Below are 26,551 nucleotides of genomic sequence, written 5' to 3'. Positions count from 1 at the left end.
CATGGCCGACGACCGCCCCGCGCCACTCTCGCTGCTCGGCCCATTTCACGGCGAGCGACCGCCGGCCCCGGCCTGGTTCGAGGCGGCGATCGCCGCCGCGCCCGAACGCTCGCGCATACCGGTCGAGGGCGCGGAGATCGAGCTGCTGACCTGGGGCGAGGTCGGCAAGCCGGGCCTGCTGTTCCTGCACGGCAACGGCGCCCACGCCGACTGGTGGAGCTTTATCGCGCCGTTCTTCGCGAAGGACTGGCGGTGCGCGGCGATCTCGTGGTCGGGCATGGGCGGGTCGGACTGGCGGCCAGCCTATTCGGCCCAGCTGTTCGCAGCTGAGGTCTTCGCGGCGGTCGAAGCGGCGCAGCTGGAGGTCGGCGGTGTGAAGCCGATCCTGGTCGGTCACTCGTTCGGCGGCTTTCCCACCCTCTATTGCGGCGTCGAGCATGCCGACCGGCTGCGCGGGATCGTGATGGTCGACAGCAGCATCCAGCCGCCGGAAAAGCGCTGGCGCGGCCCGCCTTCGCGCCCGGACGCCAACCGGGTCTATCCGACCCTGGAGGCGGCGCTGAGCCGTTTCCGCCTGGCCCCGCCGCAGGGCTGTGAGAACCTCTACATCGCCGACCACATCGCCCGAGGATCGCTGAAGGCGGTCGAGGGCGGCTGGACCTGGAAGTTCGACCCGGCCATCTGGCAGCGGTTCTCGATGCCCGACCTGGGCCTGCTGCTGCCGCGCATCGCCTGTCCGGCGGCGATGATGTGGGGCGAGCGCTCGGGCCTGATGCCGGCCGAGACCGTGGACTACATGGTCGGCGAGATGCCTGACAGCGTCCTGCGCGTCATCGTCCCCGACGCCGACCACCACGTGATGGTCGACCAGCCGCTGGCCTTCGTGGCGGGGCTGCGGGGGCTGCTGGCGGGGTGGGCGTAGGTCTCGAAGGGACCCCTGCCTCACCTATCCCATAAAGAGTGCCGTCATTCCGGGCCTTGTGCCCGGAACCCCTCGTCCAGCCGACGGTGAGGCGCCTTGGCGCGTAGGCGCGCCAGCCCTCCGCACCTGCGACGGAGAAAGGAGTTCCGGGCACAAGGCCCGGAATGACGGTTGGGAGGGGAGGACGAGATGACAACCTCGCAAGCGCCCGCTAAGCCCGTCGCATGACCGCCCAGCATCCCGGCCCCGTCCTCGTCTACGCGCCCGACCGGGGCATCGGCGACCTGATGTGGCACCTGCCGACCTTCCGGGCCATCGCCGCGACCACGCCCGAGGGTCAGGTGGTGCTGGTCGCCCGCCCGTCCAGCCGCGCCGCCGAGGTGCTGGCCGTCGAGCCGACGATCGCCAGCGTGATCTATGCCCGCCATTTCACAGGATCGCTGAAGGGCGTGCGGGAGGTGCTCGACTTCTGGCGCATCTGCCGCGAGGCGAAGCCCCGCGCCGTGTGGATCCTGGAGAAGATCGGCCGCCCCGCCCAGGCCGCCTGGCTGGCGGGCGTGCCCGAGCGGCGGGGCTTTGGCCTGGGGCACAAGAGCCAGGAGCGGTGGCTGCAAGGCCCGTTCCTGCCCAAGGCCATGCGGCCCGAGCATCGCCTGACCAAGCTGGCGGCCTTCGAGGCGCTGCATGGCCTGAAGGTCGACAGCCGCGAGCCGGGCCTGTTGCTCGATCCCAACGCCGTGGCCGCCGTCGAGGCGCGGTTCGGGGAGCGCCCGGGTCCTTGGCTGGTGCTGGGCGTCGGGGCCAGCGAGCCGGCCCGCACCTGGCCGGCTGAGCGCTTCGCCGCCGTCTCCCAGGCCCTGGCCGACCTGTTCCCGACCGTGTTCTGGCTGGGCGGCCCGAACGACGCCGCGAGCGTCGGGCCGACGCTCGACGCCCAGCCCGTGGCCGGCCGCGACGTGCTGGCCTGCGACCTGCCGCTGGACCAGGCCGCAGCCCTGATCGCCCTGTCGGCCGGGTTCCTGGGCAATGACTCCGGACCGCTGAACGTCGCGGCCTCGGTCGGCCGCCCGGCCATCGGCCTGATGGGCACCAGCCCGGTGCCGGCCTATTCGCGCTGGCTCAGCCGCCTCGACGGCGGAGAAGGCCGGATCGCCGATATTTCGGTCGACCAGGCGGTCTCCGCTGTTCGAACGCGGTTCACCCAGGAGGGTTGGGCCAACCGCGACATCCGGGCGGCTTGAGCCGGCGGCCCGCACGTTGTAAGCGGCGGGGCGTTTTTTAATTCCACCCAGGAAACTGACATGGCCGGCGACTACCAACGCGGTGAAATGGACATCCACGAACAGTCCGCGACCTTCGAAGCCTTTGGCAAGATGACCAAGTGGGGCTCGCTGGCCGTCGCCGTGCTGCTGCTGACCATCACCCTGTGGTTCTGCACCTCGGCCGGCTTCATCGGCGGAGTGATCCCGGGAATCGTACTTGCGATCCTTGGCGTCGTGTTCCTGCGCGAAAAGCCCGCCTCGGCCCACTGACACCGGTAGACATCGGTATTTTTTTGCCCCTAACGCGAGCGTAAGGCTCGACATCGGGCAAGAACATCCCCTAGAGAGACGCGCAAGCTCGTCTGAGCAAACAGCGTCCTTGGGAGGGGTATGCCGATGGCCGTTATCGCCGTCACGAAAGAGACCCGCGGTGGTGAAACCCGGGTCGCGGCCACGCCCGAGACCGTCAAGAAGCTGGCCGCGGCCGGCTTCTCGGTTGTGGTCGAGGCCGGGGCGGGGACTGCGGCCTCCTACCCCGACGCCGACTACGAGGCGGCCGGCGCCAAGCTGGCCAAGACGGCCAAGGACGCCATCAAGGACGCCGACGTCCTGTTCAAGGTCCGCGCGCCGGAAGCCGCCGAGATCGCCGCCCTGAAGACCGGCGCTATCGTCGCGGCCGCGCTGAACCCGCACCAGGATAAGGACACGCTGAACGCCCTGGCCAAGGCCGGCGCCAGCGCCCTGGCCATGGAGTTCATCCCGCGCATCACCCGGGCCCAGGTGATGGACATGCTGTCCTCCCAGGCCAACCTCGCCGGCTATCGCGCCGTGATCGAGGCGGCCGAGGCCTATGGCAAGGCCCTGCCGATGATGATGACCGCCGCCGGCACTGTCGCCGCGGCCAAGGTGTTCATCATGGGCGTGGGCGTGGCCGGCCTGCAGGCCATCGCCACCGCCCGCCGCCTGGGCGCGGTGGTCACCGCCACCGACGTGCGTCCCGCCACCAAGGAACAGGTCGAGTCGCTGGGCGCCAAGTTCCTGGCTGTCGAGGACGAGGAGTTCAAGAACGCCCAAACCGCTGGCGGCTACGCCAAGGAAATGTCGAAGGAGTACCAGGCCAAGCAGGCCGAGCTGGTCTCCGCGCACATCGCCAAGCAGGACATCGTCATCACCACGGCCCTGATCCCGGGCCGCCCGGCCCCCAAGCTGGTCTCGGCCGAGCAGGTCGCCTCGATGAAGCCGGGTTCCGTGCTGGTCGACCTGGCCATCGAAGCCGGCGGCAACGTGGTCGGCGGCAAGCTGGGCGAGACGGCGGTCACGGCCAACGGCGTCAAGATCCTGGGCATCCCCAACCTGCCCGGCCGCATCGCCACCGACGCCAGCGCGCTCTATGCCCGCAACCTGTTCGCCCTATCGGGCCTGTTCCTGAACAAGGAGGGCGCCTTCGCCCCCGACTTCGAGGACGAGATCCTCAAGGCGGCCCTGGTCACCCAGGGCGGGGCGGTGGTGCATCCGAGCCTGCAGGGCTGATGGCCGTGGGGCCGAACCTCGTCCTTCGAGGCTCGCTTCGCTCGCACCTCAGGATGAGGTTCTACCGCGAAGACCGAGCCATCCAACTTCCTCATCCTGAGGCGCCTTCGCGCAGCGAAGGCCTCGAAGGACGCACTGAGCCAGGAGCCTGAATATGGAAGCCGTCGACCCCACCGTGTTCCGCCTGGCGATCTTCGTGCTCGCCATCTTCGTGGGCTATTACGTGGTGTGGAGCGTGACGCCGGCTCTGCATACGCCGCTGATGGCCGTGACCAACGCCATCTCGTCGGTGATCATCGTCGGCGCGCTGCTGGCGGCCGCCGCGCATGGGGCCCACAGCGACCTGTCGGGCGGCACGGTCGCCGCCTCGACCTGGATCTCCAAGGGAGCCGGCGCCATCGCCGCCGCCTTCGCCGCGGTCAACATCTTCGGCGGCTTCCTGGTCACCAACCGGATGCTGGCCATGTACAAGAAGAAAGAGAAGAAGTGAGCCGACACAGCGCCCTTTCAGCCCTCGGGCTGCTGGTTGCGCTGTTCGTGACGGGTTCGGGCGCGGAGGCGGCCGAGCCGTCCGCGAGCGGCCGACCCCTGCTGCTTTTCCCGATCATCGTCGAGCCGCCGACGACGACCTCGACGACCGCTGTCGCCAGTGGCGGAGACCTATTCAGCCAGGCTTTCCGATCCGAAGCGGCGGTTCGTCTGACGTCCGCCTATCAGTTGCCGGACGCCACCGGGCGCACAATCGCCTTTCCGGATGGCGCGGTGTTCGCTAAGGCCGTGATCGCCGAGAGCGACGTGTTCTGCGCGCCGGGTTCCAACGGCGCCATTGGCATCTTCCTGAAGGGGGATGTCGGCGTCTGCTTCCGCGACACCGATCATGACGGAGTGTTCGACGGGCAAGCGTTGGTCGACTCCGCGTCGCGGGCCCGCACCGCCTACGAACTGAAGCCTAACGCCTGGCGCTGGGCCCCCGCCAAGGTGCCCTACAGCCCGATCCGCCCCGAGGACATCCCCGCCGGGCGGATCGCTATCGACTACTTTTACGTCGATCCGCCCCTGGCCCGGCCCCAGGCATCCGTCGCGCTGCGCATCTGTGCGCCAGACGCCATGACCGCCCCAACCAAGGAATGGACATGGGGCCAGTGCGGAACGCTGATGGTGGGCTTCAAGATCACCGCTTACAGGGAGCGGACGGCGATCGACCTGAAAGCCTTGGGGCCTCAAGTCCTGACCTTAGGGCCAATGGCGACCACGGTGCGGGTGGACGCCACGGGTCTGGCCTCTGCGGAGACCAGCCAGCCGTTTCCGGCCGGACGTAAGCTGATGATGCTGGCGGCCACCTACGGCCGTCCCAACGACCCGGCTCTCCAGACTTCGATCTTCGCGCTGTTGCCCGCCGATGCTCCCCCGGGCGAGGTCCGTCCATGAGCTGGTCGTTTTCAGGGAGCGGGTGCTGATGTTCGGTGGCAAGCGCATCGTCAAACAGGCTCAGGTCGCCAACCGCATCGCGCTGGAGTGCTGGTGGGACGAGCTGCGCGCCTCGCCCCGGGCCCGCGAGCCCGGGCGGTTGATCGCCCATGGCCGCAAGACCTACAGCCAGAACGACGAGGACGGCATCGTTCTCGAGATCTTCAACCGCATCGGCGAGGGCGACCGGCGGTTCATCGAGTTCGGCGTCCAGGCGGGGGTGGAGTGCAACACGGCTCTCTTGCTGATGGCCGGTTGGAGCGGCCTGTGGCTGGATGGTTCGGACAAGTATGTCGAAGCGGCCAAGGGCCATCACGCCGTGGCCGTGGGGCAGGGCCGGCTGACCGTCCGGAAGGCCTTCGTCACCGCCGAGAACATCGACGGCCTGCTCGGTCCTTGGGTCGGCGGCACGGCCGACAAGCCGGCCAGCGTCGACCTGCTGTCGATCGACATTGACGGCAACGACTATTGGATCTGGCAGGCGATCACCGCCGTTCGCCCGCGCGTCGTGATCGTCGAATACAACGCCGCCTATCCGCCGCCCGTCGCCTTCGTCGCCGAGTACAAGGCCGACCGGGTCTGGGACGGCGGCAACTATCACAGCGCCAGCCTCAGCAGCCTGGAGGCCCTGGGCCGGGCCAAGGGCTACGCCCTGGTCGGCTGCAATCTGTCCGGCGCCAACGCCTTCTTCGTGCGCGAGGAAGAGTTGACCGGCCCTGACGGACAACCTCGCTTCGCCGCGCCCTATACGGCGGCCAACCACTACGAACCGCCGCGCTACGACCTCTCCGGCCTGCCTTCGGGCCATCCGCCCCGGTTCGGCGTCAACGCCGCACCGGAACTGGCTTCGAGAGGCAAGGCATGAACGGTGCGCTCGACTCCGACATCCTGATGACCGTGCTGCCGCTGATCCTGGCCGCTTTGCTGGTGGGTTTTGGCCTGGCCGGAACCGTCACGCCGCCTCCGGTCAAGGCCTGGATGCGCCGCTGGATCTTCCGCCCGTTCGCGGTTCTCGTCTGGATCGGATGGGTGGCCTACGTGCTTGTCCTGCTGGCGCTGCAGCCCGCGCGACCGATGAACTGGGTCTTTCTCGCCTTGGCCGGCCTCTTCAGCTGGCAAATCGTCAAGGGTCGCAAAGCGGCCGCCAAGTCTCACCCGGAAATGGGGACTTCCGAATGAACGCCAATCTCGCCGCCATCCTCTACATCGTGTCGGGGGTGCTCTTCATCCTGGCGCTGCGCGGGCTGTCCAGCCCGGTGACCAGCCAGGCGGGCAACCGCAACGGCATGATCGGCATGGGCATCGCCGTGCTGACCACCCTGGCCACCCTGTGGAAGCAGGGCGCGCTGGATCCCGTGACGATCGGCCTGATCCTGGGCGGCATCGCGGTTGGCGGCACGGTGGGGGCGGTGATCGCCCGCAAGGTGGCCATGACCTCGATGCCGCAGTTGGTGGCGGCGTTCCACAGCCTGGTCGGCATGGCCGCCTGCCTGGTGGCCGTGGCGGCGATCTACACCCCGGCGGCCTACGGCATCGTCGGCGAGAACGGCCACGTGCACCTCAACAGCCTGATCGAGCTGTCGCTGGGCCTGGCCATCGGCGCCATCACCTTCACCGGCTCGGTCATCGCCTTCGCCAAGCTGAACGGCAACATGGGCGGCGCGCCGATCCTGCTGCCGGCCCGCCACCTGCTGAACATCGTCATCGCCCTGGCCATCGTCGCCATGGTGGTGGTGCTGGTGATCTCGGGCGGCTCGGCGATCTGGGCGTTCTGGGCGATCTTCGCCCTGAGCCTGCTGATCGGCGTCACCCTGATCATCCCGATCGGCGGGGCCGACATGCCCGTCGTGGTCTCGATGCTGAACAGCTATTCGGGCTGGGCCGCGGCCGCCCTGGGCTTCACGCTGGAGAACACCACCCTGATCATCACCGGCGCCCTGGTTGGCAGCTCGGGCGCGATCCTGTCCTACATCATGTGCAAGGGCATGAACCGCAGCTTCATCTCGGTGATCCTGGGCGGCTTCGGCGCCGACGCCGCGGCCGCGGCGGGCCCCGGCGGCAAGGTCGAGACGCGCCCGGTCAAGCAGGGCTCGGCCGACGACGCGGCCTTCATCATGAAGAACGCCAGCAAGGTGATCATCGTCCCCGGCTACGGCATGGCCGTCTCCCAGGCCCAGCACATCCTGCGCGAAATGTGCGACAAGCTGAAGGAGGAGGGCGTGGAGGTGAAGTACGCCATCCACCCCGTCGCCGGCCGCATGCCCGGCCACATGAACGTGCTGCTGGCCGAGGCCAACGTCCCGTATGACGAGGTGTTCGAGCTGGAGGACATCAACAGCGAGTTCTCGACCGCCGACGTGGCCTTCGTGATCGGCGCCAACGACGTCACCAACCCGGCGGCCAAGACCGATCCGCAGAGCCCGATCTTCGGCATGCCGATCCTGGACGTCGAGAAGGCCCGCACCGTGCTGTTCATCAAGCGCGGCATGTCCAGCGGCTATGCGGGCGTGGAGAACGAGCTGTTCTTCCGCGACAACACCATGATGTTGTTCGGCGACGCCAAGAAGATGGTCGAGGGGATCGTCAAGGGGCTGTGAGGCGGCGAGGGACGGGTTCGTCGCTGTCCCAAGGCGATCCAAACTAGCTCCGCCATTCCGGGCCTTGTGCCCGGAACCCCTCTATCCGTCCCAGGTGTGGAGGGCGCGCGCCAAGGCGCCTCAGGTACGCGGCGGGGTGTTTTCGAAAAGAAGAAGCTCCGGACGGGACCCCGTCCGGAGCTTTGCTTTTTGACGGGTCGCAGAGGTCGTGCGGGTCTCAGCGGCTGGCGAGCGCGACGGTGTTGGCGCGCGACGCGATCCGCAGGCTTTGCCGCTGATCCTTGGACAGTTGCGACATGGCTTGCTGGCGGACGGCGCGCTTGCAGCCGGCCATGGTGAACGCGCCATTCGGATTGCCGCGCGCCATGTCGTGGCAGACGTCTTCGGCGGTCGCGTTGACGCGGGCGGCGAACTTGGCGGCGTCGGCGGGGGTCGCCAGATTCAGGCCGACGAACGAGATGCGGGCGGTCGATGCGGCGGGGGCCTGGGTCAGGCCTTGGGTCGGAACGGCGGTCAGGGCCAGGGCGGAGGCGATAGTCAAGCTGATGATGAACTCGCGCATTGGAGTTGTCCCTCGATTTGGTGCTTGTTTCTCCCGGCGCCAAAGGGTGTACTCTCGTATTATTGTAAATACTCATCACATTTCATTCATGACAAGGAATTTAGGAAAGATAATATTGAGTATTATAGATGATATGGGAGATTTTGCGTATCGTCCAGCTATGGTTATGCTTCGTCAATAGTTAAGGTTCGCCGTCTCTAAGGTGGCGCTTGGTGCTGAAAAAGCCCCCGAATGTTACCATCCGGGGGCTTTTGCTTTTGGCGCGTCATGCGGTCGCTCAGCGGACGGCGACGGTCACCGGGGCGGCGCGGCTGGCCATGTGCAGGCTTTGGCGCTGGCTCCTGGACAGTTGCGAGGCGGCCTGGCTGCGGACCGCGACCTTGCAGCCGGCCATCGTGAAATCGCCACCCGGGTTGGTGCGGGCCTTAGCCCCGCAGACGCGTTCGCCGGCGGTGTCAACGCGAGCCAGGAATTCGGCGGCGTGGGCGGGGTTGGAGAGGTTCAGGCCGACCAGGGAAACCGTGGCGGTCGGCTCGGCGGCGTGGGCGGCCTGCAGCAGGCCCAGGGCGGGCACGGCGGCGAGGGTGACGGTGGCCACGGCGGCCAGGCTGGTCATGAACTTGCGCATTGGAGTGTTCCTTTGTCCCGGCGCGTCCCTGCGCCCCATGTCCAAAGATATACTCTCAACTTCTCGCGAATACTCGTTACGTGTCCTTCATGACGTGTAATTAAAGAAGTGTACGCGAAGTAATGTTCTGAACATCCCGTAATGTTTCGCCGAACGTCTGTCGGCTGATTCAGGGTCATGCTTGACGAATGGTTAAGGTGCGCCGCCTTTTCGCCGCATGGGCGCGTCATAGAGCCCGCCTTCATCATCCCGAAAGGTCGCCTGTGGGATGGAAGCGCGCTTTGGCGCGGTCCCTTGGGTCGACCGACCGTCTGTGAGGATCGCTCTTGGCGTCACGAGTCCTGGCCGCAACCGCCTCTCCCTACTCCCTGGCCGCCTTCGCCGCGGCAGGTGGGGCCATCGTGGTCTGGGGCATGGTCAACGCCGTCACGGCCATCGGCGCGATGAACGCCGACCTGGACAAGCCCGCCCCGGCTCCCGCGGTCGCGCCCGTTACGGCGCCCGAGCCGCCGCCGCCCCCGCCGCCCGCCTTCGTGTTTGACGCCCCGCTGCCGGGCCGGGTGATCAACTCGCCGTTCGGCCTGCGCCAGATGCCGTGGGAAGAGAACGGCCGCCTGCACGAGGGCGTCGACATCGCCGCCCCGGCCGGCGCGCCCGTGCATGTCGTCACCGACGGCATCGTCACCAGGAGCGGCGTCAGCGGCTCCTACGGCCGTTTCGTCGAGGTGGCGCACAAGGACGGCTTCCGCACCCTCTACGCCCATCTGGGCCGAGACGCGGGCCTCAAGCGCGGGACCTATGTCAAGCGCGGGACCACCGTAGCCTATGTCGGCAACAGCGGCCGCTCGACCGGCTCGCACCTGCACTTCGAGCTGCGCAACAAGGCCGGCAAGCCGCTGAACCCGGCGCTGTTCATGGGCAAGACCTTCGCCGAGAAGGACGACCTGCCGCTGAAGGCCGCCGCCAAGGTGGGCCGCAAGGTGCGCCTGGCCCAGGTGTCGCGGTGGCCGGAAGGCGTGAAGGCCCAGATGGCCGGCAAGATGGCGGCCGACGACGAGGGCGTGGTCACCCGCGTCAAGGGCGGCCGCGTTCGTATGCGGATCAACGTCGTCGACGGCTAGGTCCAAGGCAGGTCAGACGCTGCACCGGTTTTCCACGCCGCCGTCACTCGACGGACATGGTCGCTTGTCTAGAGTGCTTGCATGCTCAAGTTCGTCGGACGCGCCCTTGCCGGATTCGCTCTTCTCCTTCTTTCCTTCATCGCGGCGGGCGGCCTGATGTCGGCGGCCAGCCACCCCGTCCCGCGGGGCCGGATGGTCGACATCGGCGAGGGGCGGCAACTGCGGCTGGTCTGCGAAGGGCCCTCCCAAGGCGAGCGGCCGCTGGTCTGGCTGGAGGCCGGCGCCTTCGGCTTCGCCGCCGACTGGGGCGCCACTCAGGACGCCCTGAGCGCCGCCGGCTGGCGATCCTGCGCCTATGACCGGGCCGGCATGGGCTTCTCGCCACCGGGACCTGCGCCGCGCGACGGCCTGGCCATCGTCTCGGACTTCGAGAAGCTGGTCGCCGCCTCGGGCGAAAAGGGACCGTTCATCCTGGTCGGCCACTCGATGGCCGGCCTGCGCCTGCGCGAATACGCCGGCCGCAATCCAAGGCAGGTGGCAGGCTTGGTGCTGGTCGACGCCGCGACGGCCGACGCCTCGGAGACCGAAGCGTTCAAGCCGTTCATCAAGGCCTTCACGGCGGCGTCCCGCTGGGCGGCGCGGGGGGCGTCGCTGGGGCTGTTCAAGCCGCTGGCCCATACCGGCCTGGGCGACAAGATCGGCCTGCCGCCCGCCGCCCAGGCCGAGAAGCGCTGGGCCTTCGCCAACGGCCGCCACAACCGCACCGCCGCCGCCGAAGTGGCCCTATGGCCCCAATCGGCCCAGCAGGCGGTCGCCGAGCCGGCCTATGATCCGGCCTGGCCGGTGGCGGTGGTCACGGCCGGACCGGTCAAGGGGCGCGAGCGGCGCAAGGCCATGCAGTCCGCGCCGGCCGAGCGGTCGAAGCGCGGCTATGTGGATCACGTGGAGGCCGCCAGCCACACGCGGCTGCTGGGCGAGTCGTTCGCGGGCCATATCGTCAAGGCGGTGGAGTTCGTGGGAGGGACAGGGAAGGGCGGCTAGCGCTTGCCCCCTACGGGTCGCTTCGCGACCGTTTTCCCCCACAGGGGGAAGAACCCGAGTCGCAAGGCTCCGCCCCCTGTGGGGGCGGACAGACCGCGAAGCGGTCAGGTGTGGGGGCAAGTGAGCGTGCGGCCCACTCAACACCCAAAACAAAGCCCGCGTGGATCGCTCCACGCGGGCTTATGTGTCCAGAAACCTGGAAGCGTCGCTTAACGCGCGCCGGCCGGCTTCTTCGGCATCGGCAGCAGGCCTTCGCGCTGGGCGCGCTTGCGGGCCAGCTTGCGGGCGCGGCGGACGGCTTCGGCCTTTTGGCGCGCGCGCTTTTCCGACGGCTTTTCGTAATGCACGTGCCGCTTCATTTCGCGGAACGAGCCTTCGCGTTGCATCTTCTTCTTCAGGGCCTTGAGCGCCTGATCGACGTTGTTGTCGCGGACGAAAATCTGGACCAGGGGTCTCTCTCCATTCGACGGCCCGACCATCTTCCCGAGTCCCTCTCAGGGGCCGGGCGGGCGAACAAAACCTGATAAGCCCGGAAAGGGATCTCCCGGGCGACGAGGGGCGGCTGATAGCAGAGGCGGGGCGCTCTGTCCATCGCGACGCGGCCTAAACTCCCGTATAGACTCGGATTCATGACGCAGACAGCCGACACCTCCAAGGATGGACCCGGGGATTGGGCCGACCAGGCCGAGCAGCGGGTGCTGGACGCGGCCTTGCGCCTGGCTTCGCGCCTGGGCTGGAACGCCGGTCTGGTCCGGGCCGCGGCCGAGGCCGCCGGTCTCAAGGCCGGCGAGGCGCAACTGCTGCTGCCGCAAGGCCCCCGCGACCTGGCCGCCCTGCTGTCGCGCCGCCACGACAAGGCGGCCCTGGCCGCGCTGAAGGCGCTGGATCCGCCGCCAGCCAAGATCCGCGACAAGATCCGCGCCGGCGTCGTCGCGCGGCTCGACGCGGCCCAGCAAGACGCCGAGGCCCTGCGCAGGCTGGCGGCCTTCCTGGCCTTTCCGACCCACCTGCCACTGGCCCTGACCCTGGTCTGGGAAAGCGCCGACGTCCTGTGGCGCTGGGCCGGCGACACGGCGACTGACGAGAATCACTATTCCAAGCGCGCGATCCTGTCGGGGATCCTGGTCTCGACCCTGGCGGTCGACATGGCGTCCGGCCGCGAGTCGGCGCTCAAGCACCTGGACGGCCGCATCGACAACGTCATGGCCTTCGAAAAGTGGAAAGCCGGGATCAAGCCGATGAACATGGCCGCCGAGGTGGCCGGGGCCCTGGCGCGGATGCGGTACGGGCGAGGCTGACCCCCTCCGGCCCTCCGGGCCACCTCCCCCAGAGGGCAGGATCTCCAGTGCGCAGTCGCTCCCCAGAGCTGTCGCGAAGCGACTGAGGGCTCTTACGCCCCCAGCGCCCGGTCCACCGCCGCCATCGCATGCAGGGTCGTGGTGTCGAACACCGGCACGGGGCTGTCGGCCTGGCCGATCAGCAGCATGATCTCGGTGCACCCGAGGATGATCCCCTGCGCGCCGCGATCGACCAGCCGCTGGATCACGTCGCGGTAGACCTCGCGCGAGGCGTCCAGCACCTGGCCGGCCACCAGCTCGCGATAGATGACGCCGTGCACGGCCACGCGGTCTTCCGCGTCGGGAATCAGCACCTCCAGGCCGAACCGCGCCTCCAGCCGGCCGCGGTAGAAGTCCTGCTCCATGGTGAAGGCCGTGCCCAGCAGGCCGATCTTCGTCAGGCCGGCCGCCTGGATCGCCGCCGCCGTGGGATCGGCGATGTGCAGCAGGGGAATGTCCACCGCCGCCTCGATAGCCCCGGCGCAACGGTGCATGGTGTTGGTGCACAGGACCAGGGCGTCGGCGCCGCCTTTCTCGAGCACACGGGCGGCCTCGGCCATCTCGCCGGCCAGGGCGTCCCAGTCGCCGGCGTGCTGCAGGGCCTCGATCCGGGCGAAGTCGAACGACCACATCAGCGTGCGGGCCGACGCCACCCCGCCCAGGCGGTCGCGGACACCCTCGTTGATCAGGCGGTAGTACTGGGCCGAGCTCTCCCAGCTCATGCCGCCGATCAGGCCTATGCACGCTTGTTCGGCCACGCCTGTCTCCGCCAAGACCGTCACACCGACGGCGCGTCTTTCCGCTAGGCTTTGGACGCCAAGCTCACAAGACAAAAGCGGCGAGGCCGCCATGAACACCGTGATCCACAATCCCACCGACGGGATCTAGTCCTTGGCCGGCAGGAAAGGTCGCATCGCTTCCGCGCCGTCGGGAACCGCTATGCCGATCGTCTCGGCTGGTGTCTGGGTGCAGGGGGGCTGCCCTGGCGATCGGGCGGCGGCAAGGTCTGGCTCTTCCTCCAGGAGCGCATATTGGATAGCTTGACCTTGAAAGGCCGAGCTTCCGCCCTTGGCCGTTCGGAGTCCGGATCAGGCGGCGCTTGGGTCTAAGTCGATTTCCCGCACGCTCCAGAACAGACGACGCTGGATCGAGTGCGCCGTCGGCATGGCGATGCTCGGCGCCGCCGCGGTGGCTCTCGGGCTGCTGACGAAGTTCGCCGCCTTCGCGGCGTCGGGCCTGCTGACGATCGCCTTGGCGACGGTCGCGATCCTCCTTCACCGCCGTCTCGGGGATCAGCCCCTGCGAAGCCATGCGGCGCGCTCAAGCCGGGCGCGCGCGGAACTGGCCTCCTGGAGCGCGGCCCTGCCTTTGTCCGCGATCCTCATGGTCCTGACTTTCCTCCCCGATCCCCCGCCGACCGTGGTGTCGGGCAAACCGATCGAGGTCCGGTCATTGTCCAGGCTCGTCATCATGCCCGATGGGCGAGCCTTCCAGTTCTGGTGCGGGTCGCGGCAGCATCCGCGGAACAACTGTCCGGCCCTGGCCAAGTGGCGAGCGCTGCCCCGCTGGCCGGAGCCCGAGCATGTCGAGATGGAAGCCTTCGGCAGCGAGATCCGGGACTTGCGGATGGACGGCGAGGTCATCGTCGACAAAGCCGTCGACAATAACGGCAGAGGCATGAGGGTGGCGATGGCGCTCGCAGGCGTCGCGCTGGCCGTCGTCGCGATCCGGGCGATCTGGCGACGGGTCCGAGATCTGGTCAAGCTAAGGCCCGCCGCAGGGCCTCGCCGCGCCTAGTCCTTCAACCCCCGCAACCTGTTCACATGCCCCATCTTCCGCCCCGGCCGGGCCTCGCCCTTGCCGTAGAGGTGGATGCGGGTCTCGGGTTCGGCCGCCAGCTTGGCCCAGGCGTCGACCTCGAGGCCCAGCAGGTTGGTCATCTCGACATGGGCGCGGGGGGCGGTGGGGCCCAGGGGCCAGCCGGCGACGGCGCGGATGTGCTGCTCGAACTGGTCGACCTCGCAGCCGTCCTGGGTCCAGTGGCCGGTGTTGTGCACTCGCGGGGCGAACTCGTTGACCAGCAGCTTGCCGCCGGCCAGCTCGAACAGCTCGACCCCGATCACGCCGACATATTCCAGGGCGGTCAGGATCCGGGCGGCGATGGCCTCGGCCTGGTCGCGGGTGGCGCTCGAGACCTTGGCCGGCGCGCTGGTGCGGCGCAGGACGCCGCCCTCGTGGTGGTTGTCCGACAGCGGATAGCAGGCGATCTCGCCGTCGCGGCCGCGGGCGGCGATCACCGACAGCTCGCGCACGAAGTCGGCCGGGGCCTCGAGGATGGCCGGCCGCTGGCCGATCCTGTCGAAGCTGGCCGGGGCGTCGGCGGGGCGCTGCACCCAGGCCTGGCCCTTGCCGTCATAGCCCTCGCGGCGGGTCTTCAGCAGCGACGGGGCGCCGATCCTGGCCACGGCGGCGGCCAGGTCGTCGGCCGTCTCGACGGCGGCGAAGGCGACGGTGGGCACGCCGATCTCGGCCAGGAAGGTTTTTTCCACCACCCGGTCCTGCGCCGCGGCCAGGGCCTTGGCGCCGGGGGCGACCAGCACGCCCTGGGCGGTCAGCTCGGCGACCGTGGCGGCCGGCACGTTCTCGAACTCGTAGGTGACGACGTGGCAGGCCTCGGCCAGGCGCTTGAGCGACCAGCGGTCGTCATAGGCGCCGACGATCTGGCGGGCGACCACGCGGCCGGCCGGGCTGTTCTCCTCGGGATCGAGGATCACCACGTCGAAGCCCAGGCGGGCGGCGGCCAGGGCCAGCATGCGGCCCAGCTGTCCCCCGCCGAGGATGCCGATCGTGGAACCAGGGGGCAGGGGAAAGGTGCTCATCAGTCTTCGACGCTTTCGACGACGCTGTCGGTCTGTTCGGTGCGGAAGGCGGCCAGGCGTCCGGCCAGGGCCGCATCCGAAACAGCCAGGATCTGGGCGGCCAGCAGGCCGGCGTTCTTGGCCCCCGCCTCGCCGATCGCCAGGGTGGCGACCGGAACGCCGCCCGGCATCTGGACGATGGACAGCAGCGAATCCAGGCCGTTCAGGGCCTTGGACTGCACCGGAACGCCCAGCACCGGCAGGATGGTCATCGAGGCGACCATGCCCGGCAGGTGCGCCGCGCCGCCCGCGCCGGCGATGATCACCTTGTAGCCGACCGCCTGGGCGGTGGTGGAGAACTCGACCAGGCGCTGGGGCGTGCGATGGGCGGAAACCACCTTGGCCTCATAGGCCACCCCCAGGGCGTCCAGCGCCTCGGCCGCCTTCTTCATCGTCGGCCAGTCCGAGCGGCTGCCCATGACGATCGCCACGGGGGGGACAGGTGGCGTGGCGGTGGGCATCGGCGACGATTTCCCTAGAGGCGGCGGTGGAGCGCCCCTCAAAGGTTTTGGCGCGCTCCGTGACCTGACGGCCGTGAATCGCGGGCCTTATAGCCCCTGGCGTCAAAGCGCCAAAGCCCGTTCTCACCGAATGAACCTCGGGAAAAGCCCAGGCGATCCGAAGGGATAGGGCGACGCCGCGACGCTGCGACACAGGCGTGTCACCATTGTCATGGTTAATGAAAGAACGCAGAAATGCTGGAGCTTCACTGCAAGTGATTCCCCCTGTGGTTCCCGACGTCGCATGAAGATCACCAGCGCCCGCACCGAATCCTTCTCGGCCATCCGTCGCCGGGCCCTGACCGAGGCCGCCGGGCCGGCGGTGGCGCGGGCGGTGGTGGCGGCCGATACGGCCGGGTTCCTGGGGCTGTCGGAGGCCGACCTGACCCCGCAGGTGCAGGCGGCGCTCAAGACCCTGATGGTCGAGATCGACGACCTGCGCAACGAGGTCGCCCGGCTGAAGTTCAAGCTGGGCGAGGCCCAGGGGCTGGCCGACCTGGACGTCCTGGCGCCGGTGCTGAACCGCCGGGCCTTCCTGCGCGAAATCAAGCGGGTCGCCGCCTTCGCCCAGCGCTACGGCTCGCCCGCCAGCCTGGTGTTCTTCGACCTGGACGGCTTCAAGGCCGTCAACGACCGCTTCGGCCACGCAGCCGGCGACCAGGCCCTCAAGGCCGTGGCCGAGCGCCTGCAGGCCCATGTCCGCGAAACCGACGTGGTGGGCCGGATCGGCGGCGACGAGTTCGCCGTGCTGCTGGTCCAGGCCGACCAGCAGACCGCCGCCGCCAAGGCCGAGACCCTGGCCGCCGCCGTGCGAGGCAGGCCGGTGCAGGTGGGCGAGTGGTCCGTGCCGCTGCGCATCTCGTGGGGCGCGCGCGAGATCGAGCCGGGCGCCGACCCCGAAGTCGCCCTGGCCGAGGCCGACGCGGCGATGTTCCTGAAGAAGCGGGTCCGCAGGGAAGCGTGAGGGCGCATCGGCGTTCAGACGCCTCGCGTGGTCTCGCCCTTCGGCGGGCTCAGGATAAGACCAATTTCCCGGACAGTCGAAAACCTCATCCTGAGCTTGTCGAAGGACGAGGTTTTCGGCGGGGCGGGAGCGCGCTATCTCCCTCGCAAAAGAGGAGCCCGCCCATGTCCAAGTCGCACCGCTACGCCACGACCCTGACCTGGACGGGAAACGCCGGCGAGGGCACGGCCAGCTACCGGTCCTACGAGCGGGCCTACGAGGTCGCCGCCGAGGGCAAGCCGGCGCTTCTCGGCTCGTCCGATCCCAGCTTCCGGGGGGATCCGGCGCGCTGGAACCCCGAGGAGCTGCTGCTGGCCTCGATCAGTTCGTGCCACCAGCTGTGGTACCTGCACCTGTGCGCCGTGAACGGCGTGGTGGTCACCGCCTATCGCGACGAAGCCACGGCGGTGATGGTCGAGGACGAGACCGGCGGCGGCCGCTTCGAGGGCGCGACCTTGCGCCCCCACGTGACGATCGCGGCGGGCTCGGACCCGGCCAAGGCCCTGGCCCTGCATCACGAGGCCAACGCCAAGTGCTTCGTGGCCAATTCGCTGAACTTCCCGGTGGCGCACGAGGCGAGCGTCGAGGTGGCGCTCTAGGTTTTGTCTTCGCATCGCTTCTGCGGAAAACCGGACCCACCTTTCCGCGCGATGCTCTACGCCGCCGCCGCCTCGGACCTGGCGGCCAGCAACGTCTCCACCAGGTCGTCGACCCGCGCTTCGGCCGCGACGATCGAGGCGGCCAGGCGGGCGTCGGCGAACTCGTCGTACTCGATGGCGACCTCGTGGACGTCGGTGACGCCCAGATAGCCGAACGGGGTGCGCAGGGCGGGCTCCAGATGGTTGGCGTGGGCCAGCCGCCCGCCGGGGGCGTAGCCGTGGTCGCCGCGCGAGGACAGGATCACCAGCGTCTTGCCCGCCGTGTCCAGCATCGGCCAGTAGGGCTCGCCCGCCCGCGCCCGGTCGAAGCCGAAGGTGCGGCCGACCCGGACGATGTTGTCGAGCCAAGCCTTCAGCTGGGCGGGCGGACCGAAATTGTACATCGGCGCGCCCAGCACGATCACGTCGGCGGCCAGCACTTCGTCGACCAGGCGGTCGCTTTCGGCCAGGGCCGTGGCCATCCAGGCTTCGCGGCGCTCGGGCGGGGTGAAGGCGGCGTGGATCCAGTCACCGGTCACCGGCGAGGGCGGGGCGGCGCCGACGTCGCGATAGATCACCGGATCGGCGGGATGCGCGGCCCGCCAGCGGTCGACGAAGCGCGCGGTCAGGCGACGGCTGTGCGAGCCGCGGGCGTCGCGGCCGGACAGTCCGGCGCGGGCGCTGGAGTCGATGTGGAGCAGGGTGGTCATGCGAGATCTCCGAGGCTTTGGATGAACTGATCTCATCCGGTCGGCGTCTAGACGTGAATCGCGCTCTTGACGTGCCGTCACAAACGCGAAATCCACAGGCGACAGATGAGGTGAGATCATTCATGCGCCGCCTGCCGCCGCTCTCGGCCCTGCGCGCCTTCGAGGCCGCCGCGCGCCGGCTCAGTTTTCGCCTGGCGGCCGAGGAGCTCGCGGTCACGCCCACGGCGGTCAGCCACCAGGTGCGGCAGCTGGAAGCGCACCTGGGCCAGCCGCTGTTCGTGCGCGGCGTTCGCAGCGTCAGCCTGACGGCCGCCGGGGCGCGTCTTTTCCCGGTCCTCATGGACGGCCTGGACGCCTTTGAACGGACGGTCGCCAATCTTCGCGTGGAGAGCGGTCGTCGGGTGGTGACCCTGTCGACGACCATGGCCTTCGCCGCTCGACGCCTAGCCGGCCGGGTGGAGGCGTTCCGCGCCGCCAATCCCGATCTGGACCTGCGCCTGTTGGCCACCGACGATCCGGTCGACCTGCGGGCGGGCGAGGCCGACGCGGCCGTGCGCTATGGCCTGGGACCCTGGCCCGGCCTGGTCTCCGAACCCCTGGTCGACGACCGCTTCGCCCCGGTGTGCAGTCCCCGCCTTGGCCTGGCCGAGCCCGGGGGTCTGGCCGCCCAGACCCTGATCCATGCCGAATGGCGTCATCCGGGCGCCGACGCCCCAACCTGGCGGCTATGGGCCCGGCAGGCGGGAAGGACGGATCTGGACGTCGAGGCGGGGCCGCGCTTCACCGACGACAGTCACGCCATCCAGGCGGCCGCGGCGGGGCAGGGCGTCGTGCTGACCAGCCTGACGCTGGTGGCCGAGGAGCTGGCCGCCGGCCTGCTGGTCCAGCCGTTCGGGCCGGTGCTGGCCGGGCGGCGGTTCGAGCTGGTCTATCCGCCCGCCGCGCGCGACGGCCAGGCGGTCAGCGCCCTGCGGCGGTGGTTGGCCGAGGTAATGGCTTAGGCGATGATGTCCGGCATGAGCTGGTCTTCCAGCCGCACGATCTCGTCCTTCAGGGCCAGCTTGCGGCGCTTGAGGCGGGCGATCTGGAGCATGTCGGGTTGGGGGCGTTCTTCCAGAGCCTCGATCGAATCCGACAGGTCCTGGTGCTCCTCGCGCAGGATGGCCAGGCGTCGTTCGATGGCGACGTCGGAATCGTCGGAAGGATCGTCGTCGTTCATGGACGCTCCTCCATGCCAGGTCTCGGGCGCGTGTTCGCGGCGGTGATAGATAGCAAAGCCTGACAGCGGGTAAAGGGCCTCACGCCGCCGGCCCGCCCAGCGCGTCGGAAAGGGCCCGCAGGGCGCCGTCGCGCGGCGGGTCGCCCGACGCCCGGGCGGCTTCCAGCAGCGTGTCGAACACGTCCAGAGCCGGTCCGGGCTCGCCGCTGAGGGCTTCCAGGCTTTCCATCAGCACCTTCTCGCCGTGCAGCTCGATGTCCTTGACCGCATTGCGGAAGTCCTCGCGAGCGCCGTCGTCGATCCCCGGCCAGGCCGGCTTGATCGCGCGGCGGATGGCGCGCAGGGGCGAGCCGACCTCGGCGTCCCACCGCCGGACCAACTGGGCGGCGGCCTTGACGTCGGCCGCGCGGCCTTCGCTGGCGCGCCAGGCGGCCCACAACAGGTAGGGCACGTTCTGGCCGTGTCCGTCCTGCAGCGACAGGCACGCCTCTGCGACAGACGGTCGCACATAGACCTCCAGCGCCCATTGCCAAAGCCGCATCGTCGTTAACCCCCCAAGGCCCTTTCAGGCCTCTCCAGTGATGGTCGCCAGGTCCTCGCCCCAGCGCCGGACCGGCCGCCAGGAGAGGCCGAACAGGTCGAGCGCGCGGCCCACCGACTGGTCGACCATCTCGGCGATCGACCGCGGCTTGGCGTAGAACGCCGGAAGCGGCGGAGCGATCACCGCACCCATCTCGGCCAGCTTGGTCATGGTGCGCAGGTGACCCAGGTGCAGCGGCGTCTCGCGCACCATCAGCACCAGCGGACGGCGCTCCTTCAGGGTCACGTCGGCGGCGCGGGTCAGCAGCGAGGCCGTGACGCCCGTGGCGATCTCGCTCATCGTCCGCACCGAGCAGGGGGCGATGATCATTCCCAATGTGCGATATGAGCCAGACGCGATCGCCGCCCCAATGTCGCCTACGCGATGGACAACGTCCGCCTTTTCATTGACCTCGCCGACGGAAAATCCGGTTTCCTGCGACAGGGTCAGGACCGCCGACTTGGTCAGGACGAGGTGGCTCTCCACGCCCAGCTCGCGGCAGGCGTCCAGGGCCCGAAGACCGTAGATAACCCCCGAAGCGCCTGAGATTCCGACGACCAGACGAGGCTTTTCCGAGGGGGCTTGGGGGCTGGCCAGCGGGTCCGACATGGTGAATTTTCGTCCGTCCTGGGAGCAAGCTGCGCCAGGTCAAGCGCCGCCGATTGCAATCATATGTGATCTGACAGCTTCGGCCAGCGGGTGTTGACTTGCCTCTCCACCAGCAAGGAGCCGACAGCCATGGCCATCGAATCCCGTATCCGCGAGCTAGGGTCCCGTCACGAGAGCCTCGACCGCACGATCCAGGAGGAGACCAGTCGACCCGTCAGCGACAGCACCCGTCTCCGGGAGCTGAAGCGGCAGAAGCTCAGGCTCAAGGAGGAGATCGAAGGCCTCAGGGCCCGACTTCACTAGCCCCCTCTGGCCGTCGCGCGCCTGAAGCCGCGGTGGCCGCCTGAGGAGGCCGAAAACAGAAAGGCCCGCGCCGTGCAGACGGAGCGGGCCTTTTGCTTGACCGTGAGGCCCTAGTCCTCGTCGTCTTCGTCCTCGTCCGGGACGTAGGTCGACTTGCCGAACACGTCCTCGGCCTTGGGCTCGATACGCGCGGCGCGGATCGCGGCCTCTTCGTCCTCGTGGTCTTCCGGCAGGGCGCTGGTTTCCGAAGCGGGGCGCAGGGTCGGGTCTTCCGGCAGGATGCCCTTCTTCAGGTCGTCCTTGGCCTTCTTCTCGGCGGCCTTCTTGACCAGGGCGTCCAGCTCCAGCTGGCCGACCAGGCCCAGGGTCACCGGATCGACCGGCTTGATATTGGCCGCGTTCCAGTGCGTGCGGGCGCGGACCTGCTCGATGGTCGACTTGGTGGTGCCCAGCAGCTTGGAGATCTGCGCGTCGGTCACTTCGGGGTGGTGGCGCAGGAACCAGGCGATGGCGTCCGGACGGTCCTGGCGGCGCGACACCGGGGTGTAGCGCGGAGCCTTCTTCTGCGGCTTCAGCAGTTCGGCGTGGCGGCTGACCTGGGCCTTCATCCGGTAGTCCGGATTGGCCTGGGCGCGATCCAACTCCTCGCGGGTCAGCTGGCCGTTGCCGATCGGGTCGGCGCCGCGGATGTCGCGCGCCACTTCACCGTCGGCGATGCCGCGGACTTCCAGGGGGTGCAGGCCGCAGAAATCGGCGATCTGCTCAAAGCTCAGCGACGTGTTGTCCACGAGCCAGACGGCCGTCGCCTTGGGCATCAGGATGTCGGACATGCGGTCCTCCAGAAATGACGGCGCCCGACCTTGCGGCCGGGCGGGATGTTCAGCCTGGAGCTATAATGCGGTTCTTCGGGAAAGGGAACGGGGATCGACGCGACGATCAGTCCAGCAGCGCGATCAGCTTGTCCGCGTCCTGCGGCGCGGCGCTCTTCACGTCGTTGTCGAAGTAGCTGAACGTGTCCAGGCCCTCGGCGCGCCAGGTCGCGAGATGCTCGGCCCAAGCCTGCAGTTCGGCGTCGGAATACCGGCCGTGATAGTGGCCGCCCGGCCCGTGGCCCCGCACATAGGCGAAGTCGGCGGTGGCCAGCCAGGGCGAGGGGGCGTCGTGGTGGTCCGAGACGCAGAAGGCGACGCCGTGGTCGCGCAGGATGTCGAAGACCGCGTCCTCGTACCAGCTGGCGTGACGGAACTCGACCGTGGTCCGCCAGCCTTTCGGCAGCCAGCCCAGGAACCGCTTCAGCCGCTCGTCGTCGCGGTGGAGCATGGGCGGCAGCTGCACCAGGGCGGGTCCGCGCTTGCCGCCCAGGGGCTTCATCCGGTCGAAGACCAGGTCGACGCTGTCCTGGCAATCCTTCAGCTTCTTGTTGTGGGTGATGTAGCGCGAGACTTTCCAGGCAAAGCAGAAGCCGTCGGGGACCTGCTCGGCCCAGGCGGCGACGGCCTTTTCGCTGGGCAGACGATAGAAGCTGCCGTTGATCTCCGTCGTGTCGAAGCGGCTGGCGTAGTAGGTCAGCCGATCCTTCAGCTTCACCGTCTCGGGATAGAACGGTCCCCTCCAGTCGTCATAGGTCCAGCCGGAGCAGCCGATGCGAGGGCGATGGGGCATGCGAGCACAACGCGGCGGCCCGGCGCGAGTTCGGCCGAGACGCGACAATGATATCCCGCCAGCCCATCAGCGATCAGCAGGCGGCGATCAGTAGAAGGTGAACAGGTCGCTGGTTAGGTCGGCCACGTGGACATCCAGCAAGGTGACGCCGTTGCCGCCGCCCAGGTCCAGAAAGACTCCGGCCGCCTGTTCCTGAGCGCGGGCCATCAGCGTCGCGAAATCCGTGACGCCCGAGTGATTGGCGTCGCGTTCGATGGCGATGACGTCGTGACCAGCGCCCGCCGGCTGGAAGTCCACGACCAGGTCGCGGCCCGACCCGCTGTCGAAAGCGAACAGGTCGGCGCCGGAGCCGCCGTAGAGCCTGTCGTCGCCGCCCAGGCCCACCAGCCGGTCGTTCCCCCCAAGGGCGTAGATGACATTGCCGCTGTCGTCGCCGTACAGGATGTCCGACTGGTCGGTGGCCACGATGCTCTCGATCGAGATCATGTGGTCGTTGTCGTTGGTCACGCCATTCTTGAGGTCGACGATGATGAAGGCCGGACCGGCGCTGTCAAAGCGCGCCAGGTCGTAGCCCGCGCCGCCGTCCAGCAGGTCGGCGCCGAAGCCGCCGTAGAGAAAGTCGTTGCCGTCTCCGCCGAACAGCTGGTCGGCGCCGCCTAGGCCGTAGAGAACATCATCCGAGGCCAGGCCGTAGATGACGTTCGCCGCGGCGTCGCCCGTCACGATGTCCGCGAAGGTCGAACCGATCACGCCCTCGATCGAGACGTAGGCGTCGCCGGCGGCTTCGCCGGCAAGACCGCGCTGGGCCGACAGATCCACCGACACGCCCGAGGCCGCGGCGTCGTAGCGGACCAGATCGTAGCCGTCGCCGCCGTCCATCAGGTCGGCGCCGCTTCCGGAGTAGAGATGGTCACCGCCCGCGCCGCCGTAGAGGCTGTTGCGACCCGCGCCGGCGAAGAGGGCGTCGTCGCCGGCCTGACCGTAAAGGACATTGTCGCCGGCGTCGCCGACGAGCACGTCGCTGAAGTTCGAGCCGATCACGCCTTCGATCGAAATATAGGTGTCGCCGATCGCGCCGTTCGCGCCCGCGCCCGTCGATAGATTCACCGTCACCGCGGCCGCCGCGTCGTCATAGCGCGCGAGGTCGTAGCCGGTGCCGCCATCGATGAAGTCGCCGCCGGCGCCGCCGTACAGGTGGTCGTTGCCGTCGCCGCCATAGAGCTGGTCCTGGCTGTCGCCGCCGAAGAGGACGTCGTCGCCGGCCAGGCCATAGAGCGCATCGCCGCCAGCCAGACCCTCCAGCCGGTTGGCCAGCGCATTGCCGGTGATGGTGTCGACGCCCGAGCCGCCGAGCGCGTTCTCGATGCCGACGTTCAGGGCGATCGCCACATTGCCGATCAAGCCGCCGACGCTGGAGAAATGCCCGGGTTGCAGGTCGATGACTTGACCGGTGGAATAACCCGAGAAGTTGAATGTATCGACGCCGCCCGCGTCCCAAACGGCGAAGATCAGCGTCGAATCGCTGACGGTCGCGGCGAACCAGGGGCGGCCGGCGGTCGAACCGAAACCGTAGACGGTGTCGCCCGTACGCGTGGTGATATTGGCGCCGTATTCTTGCTGCGCGGCCGAGATGTCGTCCAACATGGGGGCGGCGGCGTAGGCGCCGTGAAAGTTCGCGCCGGTTTCGTCCTCATCGAAGTAGCTCATCACCGTGAACTGCAGCGAGTCCTCGTAGTACTCGGCGTTGGCGGCGTACGTGATCGTGACGCCGTCCTCGGCGTTATAGTCGCCGGGGTGGGCCAGGCCGATGGCGTGGCCGATTTCGTGGACCAACACCAGGCCGCCGTAGCCGCCCTGCACGGGATGGGCGTTGTAGCCGAGCGTGCTGTTCACCCACACGTCGCCCGACGCCGAGGCGAAGCTGGTGTTGCCGGGATAGTTGCCGAACGCGGCGGCCCCCTCCGCGCCGGTGGCGTAGTTGGCGAACAGGATCGAGGCCGAGTTCGAATAGGCCTGTTCGCCGCTGGACCCCGAACCGGTGCGGACGAAGGTGATGTTGGCCACGTCGCTCCAGGACGCCAGCGCCAGTTCCGTCTGGGCGATCTGGGCGGCGTTGAAGCGCGAGAAGCCGCCGGTGTCCTCCGGCATGGTGGCCGGCGCAGTGGAGCGGAAGGCGTAGCTGACCGTCGCGGCCTGGCCGAGGGCCGCGGACCATCCGGGCTCGCCGCGGACCAGGTGCAGGCCGGCCTCCTCGATGGTCAGGCTGGGCTTGCCGTTTGCAGCCACGCCCCCGCGCTGCTCGGCGTTTTCCAAGGCACCTTGTACCGGATCCTGATCGTTGAAAGCCTGCATCGAGCCCTTCGGGAAACGCTAGGGACGATATCATGTGCCCGTAAGGGGTTTACGAACAGTGGGCGGTAGGTCGCTGGGTTATAACGCCGCGGGATCGGAACGGCCGACTCTTGCTTCCTCCCAGGTCTAGGTCAGCAGCACCACCTTGCCCACGTGTTCGCCGGCTTCGAGGTGGGCGTGGGCGGCGGCGGCCTCTTCCAGCGGAAAGGTGGCGTCGATCACCGGCGCCAGCTTGCCGGCCGCGATCCACGGCCAGACCACGCGCTCGATCTCGGCGGCCAGGCGAGCCTTTTCATCGGCCGAGCGCGGGCGCAGGGTCGAGCCGGTGATCACCGCGCGCTTCTGCATGATCTTCATCACCGGAACCTCCAGCACCGGCCCGGCCAGGGCGGCGATGTAGACGATGCGGCCGCCGGTGTTCAGGGCCTCGAGGTTGCGGTCGAGATAGCTGGCCCCGACCATGTCCAGCACCACGTCGACCCCGCCGGCCGCCCTGGCGACCTCGGCGAAGTCCTCGGCCTTGGCGTCGACAGCGATGTCGGCGCCCAGGGCCAGGGCCTGGGCCTTCTTGTCGGCGCCGCGGCCGGTGGCGATCACCCGCGCGCCGTGCGCCTTGGCCATGGCGATCGCCGTTGTCCCGATACCGGACGTCCCGCCGTGAATCAGCAGCGTCTCGCCAACCTTGAGCGCGCCATGTTCGAACACGTTGGCGAACACGGTGAACACGGTTTCCGGCAGGGCGGCGGCATGGGCGAAGTCGAAACCGTCGGGGATCGGCAGGGCGTGGCGAGCGTCGACCACGGCGTACTGGGCGTAGCCCCCGCCGCCCAGCAGGGCGCAGACCTTGTCGCCGGCTTTCCAGCGTCCCGCGCCGGTAACGACCTCGCCGGCGACTTCCAGGCCGAGGGTGGCCGGGGCGCCGGGCGGCGGCGGATAGAACCCCAGGCGCTGCAGCAGGTCTGGACGGTTCACCCCCGCGGCCCGCACGCGGATCAGGATCTGACCCGGGCCCGGTCGCGGGCGCTCGACAATCCCGGGACGGAGCGCGTCGGCCGCTCCCTTGCCGCCCTCGACGGCGATGGCGGTCATGGTGTCGGACATCGGGTCGGACATGGGCGGACATCCCGTGAGGCTTGCGTCGCGCCCTTGGTAGGCGTCAGATGAAGGATCGAAAAGGGGTCGAGCAAAGGGAGACCGATCGGATGATCGAAGAACCGGTCGAGCCGCGCGCCTTCCGTGGCGATGCGCTCAACGCCACCACGCACGAGGACCTGGACACCTATGGCGTGGCGGAACTGGAAGAGCGGATCGAGGCGCTGGAAGCGGAAATCGCCCGCACCCGCGCCCAGCTCAGCAAGAAAAAGGCGGGGCGCGACGCGGCCAATGCGCTGTTTGGTCGCCTAGACTAACGATCGGTTTACGCTACAGGCGGAGTCTCGGACCCGCCTGACTCGGATATCGGACTCGGACACGAGCTTGAAACGGACCTGGGGGCGGGGCGGTCGCGAAACGGGACGATCATGTCTGGCACGGGGGTTGCAGTCCTCCTGTCCGGCGGGACCTTCTCGCGGCCTTTCGAAGGGGCATTGA

32 protein-coding genes are annotated in these 26,551 nt (G+C 68.7%); 18 read left to right on the top strand and 14 right to left on the bottom strand.

Features of this window, described 5'->3' with window-relative positions:
* Window position 1 precedes the first annotated feature (1 nt).
* The 9 genes from G3M57_RS21550 (at window position 2) to G3M57_RS21510 (ending at window position 7,778) form a co-directional block, all read left to right on the top strand.
* Complete coding sequence (locus tag G3M57_RS21550; RefSeq protein ID WP_163232927.1) at window positions 2-922, top strand: alpha/beta fold hydrolase; 921 nt, start codon at window positions 2-4, stop codon at window positions 920-922.
* A 224-nt stretch (window positions 923-1,146) separates the two neighbouring features.
* Window positions 1,147-2,163 carry a glycosyltransferase family 9 protein gene (locus G3M57_RS21545; RefSeq protein WP_163232925.1) on the top strand — a complete coding sequence of 339 codons (1,017 nt, stop codon included), beginning with the start codon at window positions 1,147-1,149 and terminating at the stop codon, window positions 2,161-2,163.
* Between the two features lie 60 nt (window positions 2,164-2,223).
* Window positions 2,224-2,454 carry an aa3-type cytochrome c oxidase subunit IV gene (locus G3M57_RS21540; RefSeq protein WP_163232923.1) on the top strand — a complete coding sequence of 77 codons (231 nt, stop codon included), beginning with the start codon at window positions 2,224-2,226 and terminating at the stop codon, window positions 2,452-2,454.
* Between the two features lie 120 nt (window positions 2,455-2,574).
* The gene (locus G3M57_RS21535) at window positions 2,575-3,714 is read left to right on the top strand and encodes a Re/Si-specific NAD(P)(+) transhydrogenase subunit alpha (protein WP_163232921.1); all 1,140 of its coding nucleotides are present in this window, start codon (window positions 2,575-2,577) and stop codon (window positions 3,712-3,714) included.
* A 154-nt stretch (window positions 3,715-3,868) separates the two neighbouring features.
* On the top strand, window positions 3,869-4,204 hold the full coding sequence (locus tag G3M57_RS21530; RefSeq protein ID WP_035072226.1) for an NAD(P) transhydrogenase subunit alpha part 2: 336 nt from the start codon (window positions 3,869-3,871) through the stop codon (window positions 4,202-4,204).
* Window positions 4,201-5,142 (top strand): hypothetical protein, encoded by a 942-nt coding sequence (locus G3M57_RS21525; protein WP_163232919.1) that lies wholly within the window; start codon window positions 4,201-4,203, stop codon window positions 5,140-5,142. Before G3M57_RS21530 ends, G3M57_RS21525 begins: the two co-directional genes overlap by 4 nt.
* A gap of 28 nt (window positions 5,143-5,170) precedes the next feature.
* Complete coding sequence (locus G3M57_RS21520; RefSeq protein WP_163232917.1) at window positions 5,171-6,046, top strand: hypothetical protein; 876 nt, start codon at window positions 5,171-5,173, stop codon at window positions 6,044-6,046.
* Window positions 6,043-6,360: a hypothetical protein gene (locus G3M57_RS21515; RefSeq protein WP_163232915.1), complete on the top strand. Its 318-nt coding sequence runs from the start codon at window positions 6,043-6,045 to the stop codon at window positions 6,358-6,360. Before G3M57_RS21520 ends, G3M57_RS21515 begins: the two co-directional genes overlap by 4 nt.
* A complete protein-coding gene (locus tag G3M57_RS21510) occupies window positions 6,357-7,778 on the top strand; it encodes an NAD(P)(+) transhydrogenase (Re/Si-specific) subunit beta (RefSeq protein ID WP_163232913.1) in 1,422 nt (473 codons plus the stop codon). The genes G3M57_RS21515 and G3M57_RS21510 overlap by 4 nt, the downstream gene beginning before the upstream one ends.
* A gap of 217 nt (window positions 7,779-7,995) precedes the next feature.
* Here the strand turns inward: G3M57_RS21510 and G3M57_RS21505 are convergent, their stop codons facing one another.
* On the bottom strand, window positions 7,996-8,340 hold the full coding sequence (locus tag G3M57_RS21505) for a UrcA family protein (protein WP_056751832.1): 345 nt from the start codon (window positions 8,338-8,340) through the stop codon (window positions 7,996-7,998).
* Window positions 8,341-8,617: 277 nt separating this feature from the next.
* The gene (locus G3M57_RS21500; RefSeq protein ID WP_163232911.1) at window positions 8,618-8,968 is read right to left on the bottom strand and encodes a UrcA family protein; all 351 of its coding nucleotides are present in this window, start codon (window positions 8,966-8,968) and stop codon (window positions 8,618-8,620) included.
* 326 nt (window positions 8,969-9,294) lie between these two features.
* On the opposite strand from G3M57_RS21500, the gene G3M57_RS21495 reads away from it, so the two are divergent.
* Window positions 9,295-10,089 carry a M23 family metallopeptidase gene (locus tag G3M57_RS21495; protein WP_163232909.1) on the top strand — a complete coding sequence of 265 codons (795 nt, stop codon included), beginning with the start codon at window positions 9,295-9,297 and terminating at the stop codon, window positions 10,087-10,089.
* Window positions 10,090-10,170: 81 nt separating this feature from the next.
* The gene (locus tag G3M57_RS21490; RefSeq protein WP_056751824.1) at window positions 10,171-11,130 is read left to right on the top strand and encodes an alpha/beta fold hydrolase; all 960 of its coding nucleotides are present in this window, start codon (window positions 10,171-10,173) and stop codon (window positions 11,128-11,130) included.
* Window positions 11,131-11,339: 209 nt separating this feature from the next.
* Here G3M57_RS21490 and rpsU read toward each other — a convergent pair whose 3' ends face one another.
* Entirely contained in the window at window positions 11,340-11,579 is a 240-nt protein-coding gene (rpsU, locus tag G3M57_RS21485; RefSeq protein WP_089924448.1) for a 30S ribosomal protein S21, read from the bottom strand.
* A gap of 180 nt (window positions 11,580-11,759) precedes the next feature.
* Between rpsU and G3M57_RS21480 the strand changes: the two genes are divergently transcribed.
* Window positions 11,760-12,428: a COQ9 family protein gene (locus tag G3M57_RS21480; protein ID WP_163232907.1), complete on the top strand. Its 669-nt coding sequence runs from the start codon at window positions 11,760-11,762 to the stop codon at window positions 12,426-12,428.
* A 92-nt stretch (window positions 12,429-12,520) separates the two neighbouring features.
* On the opposite strand, the gene G3M57_RS21475 is transcribed toward G3M57_RS21480, so the two are convergent.
* Entirely contained in the window at window positions 12,521-13,225 is a 705-nt protein-coding gene (locus tag G3M57_RS21475) for an aspartate/glutamate racemase family protein (RefSeq protein ID WP_162251615.1), read from the bottom strand.
* Between the two features lie 406 nt (window positions 13,226-13,631).
* Here G3M57_RS21475 and G3M57_RS21470 point away from each other — a divergent pair, with 406 nt between their 5' ends.
* Complete coding sequence (locus G3M57_RS21470) at window positions 13,632-14,264, top strand: hypothetical protein (protein WP_163232905.1); 633 nt, start codon at window positions 13,632-13,634, stop codon at window positions 14,262-14,264.
* Here the strand turns inward: G3M57_RS21470 and G3M57_RS21465 are convergent.
* Together G3M57_RS21465 and purE are read right to left on the bottom strand one after the other, a co-directional pair.
* Window positions 14,261-15,346: a 5-(carboxyamino)imidazole ribonucleotide synthase gene (locus G3M57_RS21465; protein ID WP_163232903.1), complete on the bottom strand. Its 1,086-nt coding sequence runs from the start codon at window positions 15,344-15,346 to the stop codon at window positions 14,261-14,263. The genes G3M57_RS21470 and G3M57_RS21465 overlap by 4 nt on opposite strands.
* Entirely contained in the window at window positions 15,346-15,846 is a 501-nt protein-coding gene (gene purE / locus G3M57_RS21460; RefSeq protein ID WP_056751812.1) for a 5-(carboxyamino)imidazole ribonucleotide mutase, read from the bottom strand. The genes G3M57_RS21465 and purE overlap by 1 nt, the downstream gene beginning before the upstream one ends.
* Before the next feature lie 283 nt (window positions 15,847-16,129).
* Here purE and G3M57_RS21455 point away from each other — a divergent pair, with 283 nt between their 5' ends.
* Together G3M57_RS21455 and G3M57_RS21450 are read left to right on the top strand one after the other, a co-directional pair.
* Window positions 16,130-16,849 (top strand): GGDEF domain-containing protein, encoded by a 720-nt coding sequence (locus G3M57_RS21455; RefSeq protein ID WP_163232901.1) that lies wholly within the window; start codon window positions 16,130-16,132, stop codon window positions 16,847-16,849.
* A 164-nt stretch (window positions 16,850-17,013) separates the two neighbouring features.
* The gene (locus tag G3M57_RS21450) at window positions 17,014-17,487 is read left to right on the top strand and encodes an OsmC family protein (RefSeq protein WP_163232899.1); all 474 of its coding nucleotides are present in this window, start codon (window positions 17,014-17,016) and stop codon (window positions 17,485-17,487) included.
* A gap of 56 nt (window positions 17,488-17,543) precedes the next feature.
* Here G3M57_RS21450 and G3M57_RS21445 read toward each other — a convergent pair whose 3' ends face one another.
* A complete protein-coding gene (locus G3M57_RS21445; protein WP_163232897.1) occupies window positions 17,544-18,236 on the bottom strand; it encodes an FMN-dependent NADH-azoreductase in 693 nt (230 codons plus the stop codon).
* Window positions 18,237-18,358: 122 nt separating this feature from the next.
* On the opposite strand from G3M57_RS21445, the gene G3M57_RS21440 reads away from it, so the two are divergent.
* The gene (locus G3M57_RS21440; protein ID WP_163232895.1) at window positions 18,359-19,237 is read left to right on the top strand and encodes a LysR substrate-binding domain-containing protein; all 879 of its coding nucleotides are present in this window, start codon (window positions 18,359-18,361) and stop codon (window positions 19,235-19,237) included.
* On the opposite strand, the gene G3M57_RS21435 is transcribed toward G3M57_RS21440, so the two are convergent.
* The 3 genes from G3M57_RS21435 to G3M57_RS21425 all read right to left on the bottom strand — a co-directional run bounded on the left by G3M57_RS21435 (window position 19,234) and on the right by G3M57_RS21425 (window position 20,644).
* Window positions 19,234-19,455 (bottom strand): YdcH family protein, encoded by a 222-nt coding sequence (locus G3M57_RS21435; RefSeq protein ID WP_056751799.1) that lies wholly within the window; start codon window positions 19,453-19,455, stop codon window positions 19,234-19,236. The two genes, G3M57_RS21440 and G3M57_RS21435, sit on opposite strands and share 4 nt — an antisense overlap.
* 79 nt (window positions 19,456-19,534) lie before the next feature.
* Entirely contained in the window at window positions 19,535-19,996 is a 462-nt protein-coding gene (locus tag G3M57_RS21430) for a TIGR02444 family protein (protein WP_163232893.1), read from the bottom strand.
* 24 nt (window positions 19,997-20,020) lie between these two features.
* Entirely contained in the window at window positions 20,021-20,644 is a 624-nt protein-coding gene (locus G3M57_RS21425) for a UbiX family flavin prenyltransferase (RefSeq protein ID WP_163232891.1), read from the bottom strand.
* 129 nt (window positions 20,645-20,773) lie between these two features.
* On the opposite strand from G3M57_RS21425, the gene G3M57_RS21420 reads away from it, so the two are divergent.
* Entirely contained in the window at window positions 20,774-20,947 is a 174-nt protein-coding gene (locus G3M57_RS21420) for a YdcH family protein (RefSeq protein WP_056751792.1), read from the top strand.
* 110 nt (window positions 20,948-21,057) lie between these two features.
* Here G3M57_RS21420 and G3M57_RS21415 read toward each other — a convergent pair whose 3' ends face one another.
* From G3M57_RS21415 to G3M57_RS21400, 4 genes are all read right to left on the bottom strand, one after another.
* On the bottom strand, window positions 21,058-21,777 hold the full coding sequence (locus G3M57_RS21415; protein WP_056751790.1) for a DUF1013 domain-containing protein: 720 nt from the start codon (window positions 21,775-21,777) through the stop codon (window positions 21,058-21,060).
* Between the two features lie 106 nt (window positions 21,778-21,883).
* The gene (locus G3M57_RS21410) at window positions 21,884-22,609 is read right to left on the bottom strand and encodes a DUF72 domain-containing protein (protein ID WP_056751787.1); all 726 of its coding nucleotides are present in this window, start codon (window positions 22,607-22,609) and stop codon (window positions 21,884-21,886) included.
* Between the two features lie 87 nt (window positions 22,610-22,696).
* Window positions 22,697-24,922: a M10 family metallopeptidase C-terminal domain-containing protein gene (locus tag G3M57_RS27775; protein ID WP_280115555.1), complete on the bottom strand. Its 2,226-nt coding sequence runs from the start codon at window positions 24,920-24,922 to the stop codon at window positions 22,697-22,699.
* Between the two features lie 165 nt (window positions 24,923-25,087).
* The gene (locus G3M57_RS21400) at window positions 25,088-26,062 is read right to left on the bottom strand and encodes an NAD(P)H-quinone oxidoreductase (protein ID WP_163233825.1); all 975 of its coding nucleotides are present in this window, start codon (window positions 26,060-26,062) and stop codon (window positions 25,088-25,090) included.
* Between the two features lie 101 nt (window positions 26,063-26,163).
* Here G3M57_RS21400 and G3M57_RS21395 point away from each other — a divergent pair, with 101 nt between their 5' ends.
* Entirely contained in the window at window positions 26,164-26,370 is a 207-nt protein-coding gene (locus G3M57_RS21395; protein WP_056751782.1) for a DUF1192 domain-containing protein, read from the top strand.
* The last annotated feature ends 181 nt before the right edge of the window (window positions 26,371-26,551 follow it).

Origin of the sequence: Caulobacter rhizosphaerae (assembly GCF_010977555.1) — a bacterium.
Lineage (GTDB): Bacteria > Pseudomonadota > Alphaproteobacteria > Caulobacterales > Caulobacteraceae > Caulobacter > Caulobacter rhizosphaerae.
Note: the sequence above shows the minus strand (reverse complement) of the source record. Positions and strands in the feature narration are given on the sequence as shown.